The organism is Streptomyces sp. NPDC001315 (genome assembly GCF_042896175.1).
In the GTDB taxonomy this organism is placed as follows: domain Bacteria; phylum Actinomycetota; class Actinomycetes; order Streptomycetales; family Streptomycetaceae; genus Streptomyces.
The window spans coordinates 1-15175 of record NZ_JBIAWZ010000033.1; the positions used below are offsets into that span (position 1 = coordinate 1).

The window sequence follows — 15175 nt, forward strand, 5'->3', positions numbered from 1 at the left end:
TCGCCCCCGGGGGGGGCCGCCCCCGGGCCGGGGGGGGCCCCCGGGTGGGGGGTTCCCGGGGGGGGTGGGGGGGGGGCCCCCCCGGGGGGGGGGGGGGGGCCCGCCCCCCCCCCCCGGCCGGTGAGGTTCGTATGGATGGTGACCGTCCGACGGCGCGAGGCTGGGCGCGACAGGACGTTCGCGCCGCCGGACGGAGTGCGGGGCCCCGGTGCGAGGCAGGGGGGCTGGGACCGCGGCGGCGGCGACGGCACCGGGGGCTTCTTCCCTCAGGTCGAGAAGGAGGCCTCGGGACCTTCACCACCGCACTGGCTCGCACGCCGCCGCGGTCCTCGCCCGGCCCGCCCGGCCGGCGACCACCCCTCATCCGGGTCGCTCGGCGGCGGCGGGCTACGCGTCCGGCGCATGACCTCCCGTCAGGCTCCGGACGCCGTCTTCGTGGTTCGGTCCTCGCGCAGGGCGCGGACCGCCTCCGTCACGCGCTTGCCGTAGTCCTGGTCGGCGGCGTGGAAGTGGGCCAGGTTGTTCTCGATCACGTCGTCGCGGGAGACCTGGGACAGACCGCCCGCGATGTTCGCGACCAGCCGGGACTTCTCCTCCTCCGAACCTTCCGTACGAGGGGGGTAGCGGAAACCTTCTTCCGCTTCATGGAGCTTCCGCTTGGTGGAGCCTGGGTTCGGGCCGTCTGGGCGCCAACAGTTTGTTGAATCTCGTGGGATGGTTCCGGACGGCGCCGCCGCCTGGGCGCGACAGGACAGATGTCGGCGCCGGCGCCGCCCGGAGTCTCGGGGTGCGTCAGACCTGTGCGCCGGAGAGGCGCTCGACGGCCCGCAGCAGGGCCGTGTGGTCCAGGCCGCCGTCGCCCTGGGCGCGCAGACTGGCGACCAACTGGGCGACCACGGCACCGACGGGCAGGGCGGCGCCGACGTTGCGGGCCGCGTCCGTGACGATGCCCATGTCCTTGTGGTGCAGATCGATCCGGAAGCCGGGCTTGAAGTCGCGGTTGAGGAAGTTGTCCTTCTTCCGCGTCAGCACGGTGGAGCCGGCCAGTCCGCCGTTGAGGACGTCCAGCGCCGCCTTCAGGTCCACGCCGGACTTCTCCAGGAAGACCACGGCCTCGGCGCACGCCTGGATGTTCACGGCGACGATCAGCTGGTTGGCGGCCTTCACGGTCTGGCCGGAGCCGTGCGGGCCGCACAGCACGATGGTCCTGCCCAGCGCCTCGAAGAGCGGCTCGGCCTCGTCGAAGTCGGCCTGCTCGCCGCCGACCATGATGGACAGCACGGCCTCGACGGCGCCGGCCTCGCCGCCGGACACCGGGGCGTCCAGCACGCGGATGCCCCTGCCCTTCGCCGCCTTCGCCAGGTAGACCGAGGTCTGCGGGGTGATCGAGGACATGTCGATGAGCAGGGCGCCGGGGCGGGCGTTCTCCAGGATGCCGTCGGGGCCGTATGCGATGGCCTCGACCTGCGGGGAGGCCGGCACCATCGTGACGATCACGTCGGCGTCCCGTACGGCCTCGGCGATCGAACCGGCCGCGGTGCCGCCGGCGGCGGCCAGCCGGTCCAGCTTGTCCCGCTCCAGGGTGAAGCCGGTGACGTCGTAACCCGCCTTGATCAGGTTCTCGGACATGGGGGAGCCCATGATGCCGAGACCTATCCAGGCGACCTTGGGAAGACTGCTCATGGTGAGGGTGCCTCTCTGACTGCTGTGCTGTGTCTGCGTGTTGGCGCTCAGCGGGCCGCTCGGACCTCGGTCGGCAGCCACTCGAAGGCCTCGGCGCTCGGGCGGTCGCCCGGCCTGTACTCCAGGCCGACCCAGCCCTCGTAACCGGCCTTCCTGAGCCGGCCGAGGAGGTCTTCCAGCGGGAGCGAACCCGTGCCGGGGGCGCCACGGCCCGGGTTGTCGGCGATCTGCACATGGCCGGTCCTCGACGCGTACCGCTCGATCACCTGCGGCAGGTCTTCGCCGTTCATGGACAGGTGGTAGATGTCCATGAGGAAGCGGGCGTTGTCGAGGCCCGTGGCCTGGTTGACCTTGTCGACGACGCCGATGCCGGCCGGGGCGGTCACCAGCGGGTAGAGCGGTGACTCCGGCTTGTTGAGGGTCTCGATCAGCAGGATCGCGCCGATCCGGTCCGCCGCCCGGGCCGCGAGCACCAGGTTCTCCAGCGCCAGCGCGTCCTGTTCGGCCGGGTCCACGCCCTCGACACGGTTGCCGTACAGGGCGTTGAGCGCCCCGCAGCCCAGGGACTGGGCGAAGTCCGCGGCCACGTCGATGTTGGCGCGGAACCTCTCCGACTCCTCGCCGGGGATCGACAGGGCGCCACGGTCCGGGCCGGGGAGCTGTCCGGCGTAGAAGTTCAGGCCCGTGAGCCGCACGCCCGCGTCCTCGATCGCCTTCTTCAGGGCGTCGAGCTCGGACTGCTCGGGAGTGGGGGAGTCGACCCAGGGCCACCACAGCTCGACCGCGGTGAAGCCGGCCGCGGCGGCGGCCGCGGGGCGCTCCAGGAGCGGGAGTTCCGTGAAAAGGATCGACAGGTTGACGTTGAAGCGCTGCTCTGCGGCTGTGCTCGATTCAAAACCCGGCATGAGGCTCGGCGCTCCCTTCCGTGGTCGTAATTCCGTATTACGGAAGTTTGTTTCTGCTTAATGGAAGATTGCCGTCGGCGGTCGTCGCTTGTCAAGAGGGGTCGGCGGATGTCGGTGCCGCGCGTTAGGTTGAGCGCGTGCGATTGAGAGTGGAGTTCACGACCGAGCCCTTCGACCTCGAGGAGGCGCCCGCGCATGCGCTGGTGGCCCGCGAGGTCATCGAGGGTGCCGCGCTGGACGCCGTGGACGTCGGCCCGTTCGGCAACACGGCGGAGGGTGGCGCCGACGCGGTGCTCACGGCCGTGGACGCCCTGCTGCGCAGAACCCTGGCGGCCGGTGCCACCCGGATCTCGCTCCAGGTCAACGTGGTCGGGGAGGGCGACAAGTGACCGGCGCCGGGGACGAGCCCTTCATCACGGCCGTGAAGCCGCTGGTCGACGCCATGGGTGGCGAGATGCTCCCGCCCGACGAGGCCGGCCCCGACGACGTCGTGCTGTCCTGGGAGGGTGTCGACGCCGTCGCCGTACGCCTGCCGCAGCTCGCCGACTCCCTCGACCACATCCTGGCCGCCATGGAGCGCAAGAAGGGAAAGCCGCTCGCCGACCTGGACCGCAAGGCCAAGCAGGAGGTCGTGCGGATACTCGAGGCGCGCGGCGCCTTCTCCGTACGGCACGGCGTGGAGACCGTGGCGAGCGCGCTCGGGGTGAGCCGCTTCACGGTCTACAACTACCTCAACCGCGAGAAAGAGGGCTGACGGAGACTCCCGGGTTTCGTTACCCGGAATTTTCAACAAAGTGTTGACGGGGTGTCGCGGAGGGGCGTTAGCTGGCCGCAGCCCGTTCAGCACGAAGGCCGTTCGCGGCCACGGAGGCTCCCGTGACTTCGACTTCCACGCCCCCGGGCCTCGCCCGCTTCAACGACCTCGAGGAGTCCGCGGCCGTCGCCGCCCTCCACGAGGCGTGCGCCTCGACGGCATGGGCGAACCGGCTGTGCACGGCCCGCCCCTACGCCACCACCGGCGACCTCTACGCCGCCAGTGACGCCGCCATGGCCGAGCTGACCGCCGCGGACCTCGCGGAGGCGATGGCCGGACACCCGCCGATCGGCCGCCCCAAGCCCGGCGACCCGGCCTCCGCCCGCGAGCAGCGCGGCATGGCCGGCGCCTCCGAGGAGCTCAAGGCGGAGATGCTCGAACTGAACCTGGCCTACCAGGACAGGTTCGGCCACGTCTTCCTGATCTGCGCCACCGGCCGCACCGGCGAGCAGATGCGCGACGCGGTCAAGCAACGGATCGGCAACTCGCCGGAGCAGGAGCGGGAGATCGTCCGCACCGAGCTCGGCAAGATCAACCGCATCCGACTGGCCCGACTTGTCGAAGAGGACTGACGCAGCATGAGCATCAGCACCACGGCCTCGGTGTCCACCCACATCCTGGACACCAGCATCGGCCGCCCCGCCGGGGGCGTCGCCGTCCGGCTCGCCGCCCGCGCCGGGCGCGACGCCGACTGGCAGGCGCTCGGCGGCTCCGCGACCGACGCGGACGGGCGGTGCAAGGACCTGCCGGCGCTGCCGGAAGGGACGACCCACGTACGGCTCGACTTCGCGGTGGAGCCGTACTTCGAGAAATCCGCGAAGAAGCAAGCCGATGCGCAGCAGGACGCCCCCGCGAGTCGGGACAGCGGTGCGTTCTTCCCCGAGGTGGCGATCACCTTCGCCGTGAAGCCCGGCGAGCACTACCACGTACCGCTGCTGCTCAACCCGTTCGGCTACTCCGTTTACCGAGGGAGCTAGCTCATGCCCACGATTCTGGGACAGAACCAGTACGGCAAGGCCGAGAACCGAGTCGTAAAGATCACGCGGGACGGCGCCACCCACCACATCAAGGACCTGAACGTCTCCGTCGCGCTCTCCGGCGACATGGACGAGGTCCACTACTCCGGCTCGAACGCCAACGTCCTGCCGACCGACACCACCAAGAACACGGTGTACGCCTTCGCCAAGGAACACGGCATCGAGTCCGGCGAGCAGTTCGGCATCCACCTGGCCCGGCACTTCGTCACCAGCCAGGAGCCGATCAAGACCGCCCGTATCCGCATCGAGGAGTACGCCTGGGAGCGGATCGAGACCTCCGACGCCAACTCGCAGTTCATCGGCGCGGACGAGGCCAAGCACTCCTTCGTACGCAAGGGCCAGGAGACCCGCCTGACCCAGATCACGTACGACGGCTCGTCGTGGGAGGTCATCTCCGGTCTCAAGGACCTCGTCGTGATGAACTCGACGAACTCCGAGTTCTGGGGCTACGTCAAGGACAAGTACACGACGCTGCCGGAGGCGTACGACCGTATCCTCGCCACCCAGGTCTCCGCCCGCTGGCGGTTCAACTGGACCGACGACGCGGACCTCATGCCCAACTGGGAGAAGTCCTACGAGCAGGTGAAGAAGCACATGCTCCAGGCCTTCGCCGAGACGTACTCGCTGTCGCTCCAGCAGACCCTGTACCAGATGGGTTCGCGGATCATCAACAGCCGCAGCGAGATCGACGAGGTCCGCTTCTCGCTCCCGAACAAGCACCACTTCCTGGTGGACCTGGAGCCGTTCGGCCTCAAGAACGACAACGAAATCTACTTCGCGGCCGACCGCCCGTACGGCCTGATCGAGGCGACCATCCTGCGTGACGGCTGCGAGCCGCACATCCCGGTGGACCTCACCAACCTCTGACGCGTCCCTCTTTCGGCACCCGTGGGCGGGGAGCCCGCCTCCCCGGCCACGGCACTCAAAACTCCCGGGGTCCTGCCGTGCCCTCTCCACAGAGCGAAAAGGACGAACCATGGCAGCAGCCCAGCGCATCGTCATCGAGAACTGTGCGATCGCGACCGTCGACGCCGGCGACACCGAGTACGCCTCCGGGCACGTGGTCGTCGCCGGCAACCGCATCGAGGCGGTGGGCGCGGGCAGGGCCCCCGAGGGCCTGGAGAACGTCGTACGCCGCATCGACGCCACCGGGCACCTGGTCACTCCCGGCCTGATCAACACCCACCACCACTTCTACCAGTGGATCACCCGGGGCCTGGCCACGGACCACAACCTCTTCAACTGGCTCGTCGCGCTGTACCCCACGTGGGCGCGCATCGACGAGAAGATGGTGTACGCGGCGGCGCAGGGCTCGCTCGCGATGATGGCCCGCGGCGGTGTCACCACCGCCATGGACCACCACTACGTCTTCCCGGAGGGCTCCGGCGACCTGTCCGGCGCCATCATCGGCGCCGCCCGCGACATGGGCGTCCGCTTCACCCTCGCCCGCGGCTCCATGGACCGCAGCGAGAAGGACGGCGGGCTGCCGCCGGACTTCGCCGTCGAGACCCTCGAAGGCGCGCTGGCCGCCACCGAGCGAACCGTCGACGAGCACCACGACGCCTCCTTCGACGCCATGACCCAGGTGGCCGTGGCCCCCTGCTCCCCGTTCTCCGTCTCCACCGAACTCATGCGTCAGGGCGCGGAGTTGGCCCGTAGCAAGGGTGTGCGGCTGCACACCCACGGTTCGGAGACGGTCGAGGAGGAGAAGTTCTGCCACGAGCTGTTCGGCATGGGCCCGACCGACTACTTCGAGTCCACCGGCTGGCTCGGCGAGGACGTGTGGATGGCCCACTGCGTCCACATGAACGACTCCGACATCGCCGCCTTCGCCCGCACGAAGACGGGTGTCGCCCACTGCCCGTCCTCCAACGCCCGACTGGCGGCCGGTATCGCCCGCGTCCCCGACATGCTCGCGGCCGGCGTCCCGGTCGGCCTCGGCGTCGACGGCACCGCGTCGAACGAGTCCGGCGAACTCCACACCGAACTGCGCAACGCGCTGCTCATCAACCGCCTCGGCGCCCACCGCGAGGCCGCCCTGAACGCCCGCCAGGCGCTGCGCCTCGGCACCTACGGCGGCGCCCAGGTCCTGGGCCGCGCGGCCGAGACCGGCTCCCTGGAGCCGGGCAAGCTGGCCGACCTGGTGCTGTGGAAGCTGGACACCCTGGCCCACGCCTCCATCGCCGACCCGGTGACCGCGCTGGTCTTCGGCGCCGCGGCCCCGGTGACCGCCTCGTTCGTGAACGGCCGGCAGATCGTGGAGAACGGGCGGCTCCTCACCGCCGACGAGGACGCGATCGCCCGCTCCACACGGACGGAAGCGCAGCGCCTGGCGCGGATCGCCGCCCAGGGCTGAGCAGTCGAAGGACTCCGGCCGGGAGGGACGGCTCCCGGCCGGCAGCCGTGGACCCGAACAGGGTCCGCGGCGGCCGTCACCGGGGCGCGCGTGGACGCGCGCGCCCCGGCACGGTCACCGTCCCCCTGGTCCCTCCCCCACTCTCGGCTTCTCCCTCATTCTCGGCTCCGCTCGAGCGGGGGGACCCCCAGCGGGAGGCACCCCCATGACCCCACGCACCACCTCCTTGAACTCCGCGTCAGAGCCGACGTGTCACCCACCGGAGGAACCGCCGTGTCCGTTCACCCCGTCGACGAGAAACTCCCCGCCCTCAAGATGGCGACCACAGGTCTGCAACATGTGGCCGCCATGTACGCGGGAGTCGTCGCCCCGCCCCTGATCGTCGGCGCGGCCATAGGCCTGACCGGCACCGAACTGACCTTCCTCACCGGAGCCTGCCTGTTCACCGCGGGGCTCGCCACCTTCCTCCAGACCCTCGGGTTCTGGAAGATCGGCGCCCGCCTGCCGTTCGTCAACGGTGTCACCTTCGCCGGGGTGGCCCCCATGACGGCGATCGTCGCCTCCACCAAGGACAAGTCCGACGCCCTGCCGATCATCTTCGGCGCGGTGATCGTCGCAGGCGTCCTGGGCTTCGTCGCGGCCCCCTTCTTCAGCAAGGCGGTCCGCTTCTTCCCGCCGGTCGTCACCGGCACGGTCATCACGCTCATCGGAGTCTCCCTGCTGCCCGTCGCCTTCGGCTGGGCACAGGGCCCGAACCCCGCCGCGGACGACTACGGTTCGACGACCTACCTCGGTCTCGCGGCCGCGACTCTCTTGATCGTGCTGCTGCTTCGTCGCTTCACCCGCGGCTTCGTCAAGCAGATCGCCGTCCTGCTCGGCCTGGTCATCGGCACCCTCGTCGCCATCCCCTTCGGTGTCACGGACTTCGCCCCGGTCGCGGACGCGGACGTGATCGGTTTCCCGACCCCGTTCCACTTCGGCGCACCGCAGTTCCAGGTCGCCGCGATCCTGTCGATGATCGTGGTGATGGTGGTCTCGATGACCGAGTCGACCGCCGACATGCTGGCGCTGGGTGAGATCGTGGAACGCCCGGCGGACGAGCGGACCATCGCGGCCGGCCTGCGTGCCGACACCCTCGGCACGGCGATCAGCCCCCTGTTCAACGGCTTCATGTGCAGCGCCTTCGCGCAGAACATCGGCCTCGTCGCGATGACGAGGATCCGCAGCCGCTACGTCGTCGCCGCCGGCGGCGGTTTCCTGGTCCTGATGGGTCTGTGCCCGATGGCCGCCTCGCTCATCGCCGTCGTACCGCGCCCGGTGCTCGGCGGCGCGGGCGTGGTCCTGTTCGGCTCGGTCGCCGCCAGCGGCATCCAGACCCTGGTCAGGGCGGGCATGGAGAAGGACAACAACGTCCTGATCGTGGCCGTCTCCCTGGCCGTCGGCATCATCCCCATCACGGCGCCCGAGTTCTACCACGCCTTCCCGGAGACGGCGAAGATCGTCCTGGACTCGGGCATCTCGACGGGCTGCGTGGCGGCGGTGGTCCTGAACCTCGTCTTCAACCACCTCGGCGGGGCTCGTGAGGCCGACGACGACGTCACGGCGCCGATGGAACCGGGTGAGGGGATCGTGGGCGCGCGCACGGCAGGCGCGCACTGACCTGGACGGATGAGGGGGTACGGCAGTTGCCGTCCCCCCTTATCCGTGTGTCAGCCGATCTCGTAACTGTCCCCGTACACCTTCCACCGGAGCGGTGGGTCGAGATCGAGGTTGCCGGCGTCGAGGAACACCCGCTGGGCCGTCTCGACCCGGCTGACGTCGCTGTGGGCCTCCTCCTGCTTCATCGCCCACACGCGGGCGTCGAGGAAGGCGTTCAGGTACGTCGTCTCGTCGCCGCCCTCCGCCGGGGTGTCCGCGTGTCCCCGGGCCCGCTCGCGGATGCCACCGAAGCTGACGGCGTCCGCGCCGGGGCCGTGCATGACCATGGCGTCGTAGTAGACGAACTGCCCGAGCGTGCCCACGCCGTCCTTCTTGGCGCGCGCCACGGCCGGGTCGAAGTAGCCGCGGTCCCGCTCGTCGCACTGGGCCTCGCAAAAGCCCGACGTCTTCGCGGCCTTGCGCCAGGCGTCGGGGAAGCCCGGGTCGAGGCCCTCGTGCGAGTCGCTGCCGTTCACCGTGCGCAGCGCGGGCAGATAGCCGGCCAGGACGTTGCCCGGGTGCCGTTCGGTGTACAGCTCCACCAGGGCCAGCATGTCGCTCGTACCGGAGCAGAAACCGATGATGCCGGCGGTGTAGCCGCGGCCGTCGCCGATGTCCTCGATGTACGCGTACTGCGCCTTCCAGTCCAGGGACGAGTTCTCCGCGCTGGACACCAGCCGCATGGCGATGTCCTTCTTCACCGGATCATCCAGCCCCGTCGCCGCGGCGTCCGCCCCGGCCGAGGGCCACCCCAGGGCCGCCATCGCGGTACCGAAAGCGGCGATCAGGCTGCGACGGGCGGCATGTCTGTGAAAGATCGGCACGTCATCTCCGAAGGGGCGCTGTGGACGGCGGTCGAGACTCGCGTGCCAACATGGCAACGCCGTGAGGTGGCCTTGGCAAGTTACTGTGACTCGAGAGGGACCCGGGTGAACGAGTCCGGTCGTGTCGAGGCCTTCGGTGAAGGCGTCTTCGCCATCGCCGTCACTCTGCTGGTCCTGGATGCCCGGGCGCGTCATGAGATGCGTGAGCGTCTCGGCCCCCAGCGTCGGCGGGCCGCGTCTCGGGGGAGCCGGCCGGTGCGGGTGCGCAGACGGCACCTGACTCGTACGCCCTGACATCGGCGGGTACGGATCTCGCCGCCGCGACGACCTGCCGACCTCACGTCGGCAGGTGCCACGGCGGCGGAGTGCCGGTCCCGCGCCGGCCCTGAGGCCTTCCGCAGTGTGGCCGTCGCCGCGGGCCGTCAGCCCTGCGCCCGCTCGGTGCGCTGCCGGAGTGTCACCGCCGCCAGCGTCAGCGCGCCCGTCGCGATCACCGCGGCCACCCGGAACGCCAGCCGGTAGCCCTCCGCCGTGGCCGGGATCAGCTCCGCGCCCCGGTCGAGCAGTCCGTCGGTGCGGCTCGCCGCGAGCGTCGACAGCACCGCCAGACCCAGCGAACCTCCCACCACCTGCGTGGTGTTGAAGAGGCCGGAGGCCAGCCCGGCGTCCTCCGCTCGCGCTCCCGACATGGCGAGCCCGGTCAGCGCGGGCATCGCGGCCGCGAATCCGACGGCGAGCAGCAGCAGCGACGGGAGTACGTCGGTGACGTACGAGCCGTCGACGGGGGCGCGGCTCAGCAGTGCCATCCCGGCGATGACGAGCACCAGCCCGGCGAGCAGCACCCGGTACGCGCCGAACCGGCCGATGGTCCGCGCGGACAGGCCCAGCATCAGCACCCCGATCGCGATCGGCGCCGGAAGGAAGGCCGTACCGGTGGTCAACTCGTCGTAACCGAGGACGCGTTGGAGGTAGAGCGCGCCGATGAACTGGAAGCCGTACATCGTGGCGATCATCAGGACCTGGACGACGTTCGCCCCGCTCAGCAGCCGCGAGCCGAACAGCCGCAGCCGCAGCAGCGGGCGTGCGGTCCTCGCCTGGCGGACGGCGAACGCCACGAACAGGGCCAGGGCGAGCGCCGCCAGCAGCAGGGTGGCGGTGAGCCCGCGGTCACCGGCGCCGACGATGACGTACACCGTGAGCATCAGTGCGCCGGTGACCAGCGCGGCGCCCGGATAGTCGGCGCCCCTGCCCAGGCCGGCACCCTGCTCCGGCGCGAGGACGCGGACCGCCGCGAGCAGCGCGACCACCCCGATCGGCAGGTTGATCAGGAAGATCCAGTGCCAGTTCAGTGCCTGCGTCAGCGCCCCGCCCAGGAACGTGCCGAGCGCCCCGCCCGCCGCCCCGACCGCGCTGAACACCGCGATGGCACGGGCCTGTTCACGCGGCTCGGGAAACAGCGCGACCAGCATGCCGAGCACCACGGCCGCGGTCATCGCCCCGCCGGCGCCCTGCACGGCACGCGCCGCGATCAGCACGCCCTGGCTGGTGGCGACCCCGCACAGCACGGAGGCCGCGGTGAACACGGCGAGCCCGGCAACGAACATCCGCTTGCGGCCGACCAGGTCGCCGAGGCGGCCCACCAGCAACAGCAGCCCGCCGAAGGGGATCAGATACGCGTTGACGACCCACGCCAGACCGGGCCCGCCGAAGCCGAGGTCGCTCTGGATCGCGGGCATCGCCACGGTGACGACGTTGCCGTCCAGGATCGTCATCAAAGTGCCCGCGCACAGGACGACGAGGGACGCCCAGCGGGAGTACGTTCGGGGCAGCGTCGGCCGTGTCGGTGACTCGGCCCGGCTGGACGTGGACATGGACGTGGACATGGCCTGCTGGCCTCCGCATTCTCCGTAGGAACCGCGCGTGCCGTTGGTGCACGACTTGTAACGGAGTTCATGGTGGGTGACCATGGAGGCAGACGTAAGGAGGCAGTCGGATGTCCCAGAGGAACACCGGTGTTACCTCGCAGGTCGTGAACGCGCACGCCTGCCCCGTCCGCGAAGTTCTTGACAGGGTCTCGGGGAAATGGAGCGTGCAGATCCTTGTCGCGGCCGCGCACGGCCCCATTCGCTTCACCGAGTTGGAGCGCAGCATCGAGGGCATCAGTCGCCGCATGCTCACGCTCACCCTGCGCAATCTGGAGCGCGACGGACTCGTCACCCGCACCGTGCACCCGACGGTTCCGCCGAAGGTCGAGTACGAACTCACCCCGGTGGCCCGGGAGTTGCACGAGACCCTGCAGCGCCTGACCGATTGGGCCGAGCGGAACCGGGTCTACATCGCTCAGGCGCGTGCGGCCTACGACACCGAGCACGAGCCGGAACTGGTGTGACCTGCAGGCCGAACAGGCGGGGGTCCGACGCCAGTTCCTTGGAGTGGTCCTGCGGATTCCCCGGCATCCGTTTCTTTTCGACAAGAAGGCGAAGCCCTGGACGCCGATCTGGGCATGTCTGTCACACCCGGCGTGGGGAAGCCAGCAGATAGCGAGCTCTCGTACGGGGATCGGTGTGCTCGCCGACCTGCCAGCCCGCCTTCTCCAGGGTGAGCGCGCACGCCCGCAGCGCCCCGCCGTCCGGCTCGTGCACGGCGACGGCCTCCGGCTGCGGGGTCGCGCGGACCCGGTAGCCGTCCGTGTCGCGGCCCGCGGGCCGGTGTCCGGCCGCCTCCAGGGCGAGCGCGGCGGCCCGCACCAGGTGTGTGCGCTCCCAGTCGCACGGCAGGTCGGTGGCGCCGCCCGGGTTGGTCATACGGCGCAGCTCCAGCAGGCCCTGCCAGGCGCTGTGCACCTCACGGACTCGGGCGGGGCCCGGGGCCGCGTCCGGCTCGTCCTCGCCCCCGATGCGCGCGGCGAACACCCCGGCGGTCGCCGAGGTCCCGGTCGCGGAGGTCCCGGCGGCGGGTTCTGGGGGCGGCTGGGCCGCCGCCTCCCGTATCCGGTGCCCGGCCGGCGTCAGGAAGTGGTCGTGCGGCGGCCGAGGGTGCCGGAAGGCGAGGCCCCGCTTCACCAGGGCCGCGAGCTGCGTCTCCGTCCCCCGCAGCCGTCCGGTCACGGGGTCGGCGGCATCGATCACACGCCGCTGGGCGGCGGTCGGCGGTCGTGTCACGGCATGCCCCTCCCTGGCGCGTGGACCCGGCGCCTGGGCCCGGCGTATGCAACCGGCCCATGGGTGGCCCTGGCGCACGGGCCGCCGGACGACGACCCACCTGAAGGCTACGGCCGGGGTCTGACATTCCAGCCCGCGATCACCGGCCGCCCGTGCTCCGTGCCCAGCCTGGACAGCGCCCCCGTCCCCAGCTGGAACAGCGCCCCGCCCGCCGGCGGCAGCCCCAGCCGGCGGGCGGTGAGGACCCGCAGGAAGTGGCCGTGCGCGACCAGGACGACGACGCCCTCGGTGTTGGCGAGCGCGGCGTCCACCTTGGCCAGCACGCGGTCGGCGCGCTCCCCGACCTGCTCCGGGGTCTCCCCGGGGTGGTCGGGCGGCCCGGGCGCGACACCGTCCGTGAACAGGAACCAGTCCGGCCGGGTGCGCTGGATCTCGACGGTCGTGACGCCCTCGTACCCGCCGTAGTCCCACTCCTGGAGATCCACGTCGATCCGCACGTCGTCGAGCCCGATGAGCTGCGCGGTCTCCCGTGCCCGCTGCAGGGGGCTGACGAAGGCGGCTCCGACGCGGTGCGAGCGGATCAGCGGCACCAGCAGGCGCGCCTCCTCCCGGCCGCGCTCGGTCAGCGGGACGTCCGTCCGGCCGGTGTGCCGTCCGGACCGCGACCACTCGGTCTCACCGTGCCGGACGAGAAAGAGATCACCCATGGGGCACAGGCTAGGAGCCGCTACTGCCGGTACCCGCTCAGGAACCGCCCGATCCGTCCGATGGCCGCCTCCAGGTCGTTCGCGTGGGGGAGCGTGAGAATGCGGAAGTGGTCGGGGGTCGGCCAGTTGAAGCCCGTGCCCTGGACCACCTGGATCTTCTCCCGCAGCAGCAGGTCCAGGACGAACTTCTCGTCGTCGTGGATCTTGTGCACCTTGGGGTCGAGACGCGGGAACGCGTACAGCGCGCCCTTCGGCCGCACGCACGACACGCCCGGGATCTCGTTCAGCTTCTCCCAGGCCACGGTGCGCTGTTCGTACAGCCTGCCGCCCGGCGCGGTGAGTTCGCGGATGGACTGGCGGCCGCCGAGCGCCGCCTGGATGGCGTACTGGGCCGGCGCGTTGGCGCACAGGCGCATGGAGGCCAGCATGGTCAGGCCCTCCAGGTAGTCCTTCGCGTGCTGCTTGGGGCCGGTGACGACCAGCCAGCCCGAGCGGAAACCCGCCACCCGGTACGTCTTCGACAGACCGCAGAAGGTGAGGACCACCAGGTCGGGGGCGAGCGCGGCGGCCGAGTGGTGGACGGCGTCGTCGTACAGGATCTGGTCGTAGATCTCGTCGGCGAGAACCATCAGGCCGTGCCGGCGGGCCAGGTCGAGGATGCCCTCGACGATCTCCTTCGGGTAGACCGCGCCGGTCGGGTTGTTCGGGTTGATGATCACGACCGCCTTGGTGCGGTCGGTGATCTTCGACGCCATGTCCTCGAGGTCCGGGTACCAGTCGGCCCGCTCGTCGCACAGGTAGTGGACCGCCTTGCCGCCCGCGAGGGTGGTGACGGCCGTCCACAGCGGGAAGTCCGGGGCGGGGATGAGGATTTCGTCGCCGTCCTCGATCAGCGCCTGTACGGCCATCGAGATCAGCTCGGAGACGCCGTTGCCGAGGAAGACGTCATCGACCTCGACCTGCAGGCCCAGGGTCTGGTAGCGCTGGGCGACCGCCCGGCGGGCGGAGAGTATGCCGCGGGAGTCCGTGTAGCCGTGCGCCTGCGGGAGCATGCGGATCATGTCCTGGAGGATCTCCTCCGGCGCCTCGAAGCCGAACAGCGCGGGGTTGCCGGTGTTCAGACGCAGCACGCTGTGGCCCGCCTCCTCCAGCGCGTTGGCGTGCTCGATCACCGGGCCGCGGATCTCGTAACAGACCTCGCTGAGCTTGTTCGACTGCCGGAACTCCATGCGCTGCGCCCTCCGGTTCGTGATGTTGCTTACTTGGTTTTACCAAGTGGCTGCTTGGAAAGTCCAACAACATGTCTAGACTGCGTCGCATGTCACCTCGCCGAAGCTACGACCAGTACTGTTCCGCCGCCCGCGCGCTCGACGCCGTCGGTGACCGCTGGACCCTGCTGATCGTCCGGGAGTTGCTCGCCGGCCCGCGCCGTTACACGGACCTGCACGCCGACCTGCCGGGCGTGAGCACGGACGTACTCGCCTCGCGGCTGAAGGACATGGAACGCGACGGCCTGACCACGCGGCGCCGACTGCCGCCGCCCGGCGCGGCCTACGTGTACGAACTCACCCCACGGGGACGGGAGTTGCTGCCGGTGCTGCAGGCCCTGGGGGAGTGGGGGCAGGCCGAGCTGGGGGAGCGGCGGCCCACCGACGCCGTACGCGCGCACTGGTTCGCGCTGCCGCTGCTGAGGGCCCTGCGCGGGGAGGGTCTCGTCGAAGTCCGGCTGGAGGAAGGCGACTTCCACCTGTACGTGGGTGCCGAGGACGGCCCGGTCTACGGAGACGGGCCCGCGCCCCGGGAGCCCGACGCCCGGCTGGTCCTGGACACCGGCACGTGTACGGCCATCGGCCGGGGCGAGTTGACCGTGGCGGACGCGGTACGCGACGGACGGGTCGACGTGACCGGCGACGGCACCCTCGCCAAGGTCCTGCGGGAGGCGTGAGACGGGCAGAAGGCCCGCCGCAGGGGTGCGACGGGCCTTCTGGTG

The 15175-nt window shown here is 70.7% G+C and carries 16 protein-coding genes and 1 pseudogene; 9 read left to right on the forward strand and 8 right to left on the reverse strand.

Annotation, left to right across the window (positions count from 1 at the left end; translation table 11 throughout):
* Positions 1-413: 413 nt before the first annotated feature.
* The 3 genes and pseudogenes from ACFY16_RS40720 to ACFY16_RS40730 form a co-directional block, all read right to left on the reverse strand.
* Positions 414-602, reverse strand: a pseudogene (locus ACFY16_RS40720) (catalase-related domain-containing protein); the annotation flags it as partial.
* Positions 603-792: 190 nt separating this feature from the next.
* On the reverse strand, positions 793-1683 hold the full coding sequence (locus tag ACFY16_RS40725) for a 2-hydroxy-3-oxopropionate reductase (RefSeq protein ID WP_390652285.1): 891 nt from the start codon (positions 1681-1683) through the stop codon (positions 793-795).
* A gap of 47 nt (positions 1684-1730) precedes the next feature.
* The gene (locus ACFY16_RS40730; RefSeq protein ID WP_390652286.1) at positions 1731-2588 is read right to left on the reverse strand and encodes a TIM barrel protein; all 858 of its coding nucleotides are present in this window, start codon (positions 2586-2588) and stop codon (positions 1731-1733) included.
* Between the two features lie 137 nt (positions 2589-2725).
* On the opposite strand from ACFY16_RS40730, the gene ACFY16_RS40735 reads away from it, so the two are divergent.
* The 7 genes from ACFY16_RS40735 (at position 2726) to ACFY16_RS40765 (ending at position 8454) form a co-directional block, all read left to right on the forward strand.
* Complete coding sequence (locus tag ACFY16_RS40735; protein WP_390652287.1) at positions 2726-2977, forward strand: hypothetical protein; 252 nt, start codon at positions 2726-2728, stop codon at positions 2975-2977.
* Positions 2974-3342: a helix-turn-helix domain-containing protein gene (locus tag ACFY16_RS40740; protein ID WP_390652288.1), complete on the forward strand. Its 369-nt coding sequence runs from the start codon at positions 2974-2976 to the stop codon at positions 3340-3342. Before ACFY16_RS40735 ends, ACFY16_RS40740 begins: the two co-directional genes overlap by 4 nt.
* 122 nt (positions 3343-3464) lie before the next feature.
* Positions 3465-3974, forward strand: a complete 510-nt coding sequence (gene uraD / locus ACFY16_RS40745; RefSeq protein ID WP_390652289.1) for a 2-oxo-4-hydroxy-4-carboxy-5-ureidoimidazoline decarboxylase — start codon at positions 3465-3467, stop codon at positions 3972-3974.
* A gap of 6 nt (positions 3975-3980) precedes the next feature.
* Positions 3981-4379 carry a hydroxyisourate hydrolase gene (uraH, locus tag ACFY16_RS40750; RefSeq protein WP_390652290.1) on the forward strand — a complete coding sequence of 133 codons (399 nt, stop codon included), beginning with the start codon at positions 3981-3983 and terminating at the stop codon, positions 4377-4379.
* 3 nt (positions 4380-4382) lie between these two features.
* Positions 4383-5306, forward strand: coding sequence for a factor-independent urate hydroxylase (pucL, locus tag ACFY16_RS40755; RefSeq protein WP_390652291.1), 924 nt, complete (start codon positions 4383-4385; stop codon positions 5304-5306).
* Between the two features lie 109 nt (positions 5307-5415).
* Entirely contained in the window at positions 5416-6795 is a 1380-nt protein-coding gene (locus ACFY16_RS40760; RefSeq protein ID WP_390652292.1) for an 8-oxoguanine deaminase, read from the forward strand.
* A 273-nt stretch (positions 6796-7068) separates the two neighbouring features.
* Positions 7069-8454 (forward strand): nucleobase:cation symporter-2 family protein, encoded by a 1386-nt coding sequence (locus ACFY16_RS40765; RefSeq protein ID WP_390652293.1) that lies wholly within the window; start codon positions 7069-7071, stop codon positions 8452-8454.
* Positions 8455-8504: 50 nt separating this feature from the next.
* Here the strand turns inward: ACFY16_RS40765 and ACFY16_RS40770 are convergent, their stop codons facing one another.
* Both ACFY16_RS40770 and ACFY16_RS40775 read right to left on the reverse strand, forming a co-directional pair.
* On the reverse strand, positions 8505-9257 hold the full coding sequence (locus ACFY16_RS40770; RefSeq protein WP_390652337.1) for a chitosanase: 753 nt from the start codon (positions 9255-9257) through the stop codon (positions 8505-8507).
* Between the two features lie 482 nt (positions 9258-9739).
* Complete coding sequence (locus tag ACFY16_RS40775; protein ID WP_390652338.1) at positions 9740-11188, reverse strand: MFS transporter; 1449 nt, start codon at positions 11186-11188, stop codon at positions 9740-9742.
* Positions 11189-11310: 122 nt separating this feature from the next.
* On the opposite strand from ACFY16_RS40775, the gene ACFY16_RS40780 reads away from it, so the two are divergent.
* The gene (locus tag ACFY16_RS40780) at positions 11311-11706 is read left to right on the forward strand and encodes a winged helix-turn-helix transcriptional regulator (protein WP_390652294.1); all 396 of its coding nucleotides are present in this window, start codon (positions 11311-11313) and stop codon (positions 11704-11706) included.
* Positions 11707-11827: 121 nt separating this feature from the next.
* On the opposite strand, the gene ACFY16_RS40785 is transcribed toward ACFY16_RS40780, so the two are convergent.
* The 3 genes from ACFY16_RS40785 to ACFY16_RS40795 form a co-directional block, all read right to left on the reverse strand.
* On the reverse strand, positions 11828-12478 hold the full coding sequence (locus tag ACFY16_RS40785) for a hypothetical protein (RefSeq protein WP_390652295.1): 651 nt from the start codon (positions 12476-12478) through the stop codon (positions 11828-11830).
* 107 nt (positions 12479-12585) lie between these two features.
* Entirely contained in the window at positions 12586-13185 is a 600-nt protein-coding gene (locus tag ACFY16_RS40790; RefSeq protein WP_390652296.1) for a histidine phosphatase family protein, read from the reverse strand.
* Positions 13186-13205: 20 nt separating this feature from the next.
* The gene (locus tag ACFY16_RS40795) at positions 13206-14414 is read right to left on the reverse strand and encodes a pyridoxal phosphate-dependent aminotransferase (protein WP_390652297.1); all 1209 of its coding nucleotides are present in this window, start codon (positions 14412-14414) and stop codon (positions 13206-13208) included.
* 89 nt (positions 14415-14503) lie between these two features.
* Between ACFY16_RS40795 and ACFY16_RS40800 the strand changes: the two genes are divergently transcribed.
* On the forward strand, positions 14504-15130 hold the full coding sequence (locus tag ACFY16_RS40800; RefSeq protein ID WP_390652298.1) for a winged helix-turn-helix transcriptional regulator: 627 nt from the start codon (positions 14504-14506) through the stop codon (positions 15128-15130).
* The last annotated feature ends 45 nt before the right edge of the window (positions 15131-15175 follow it).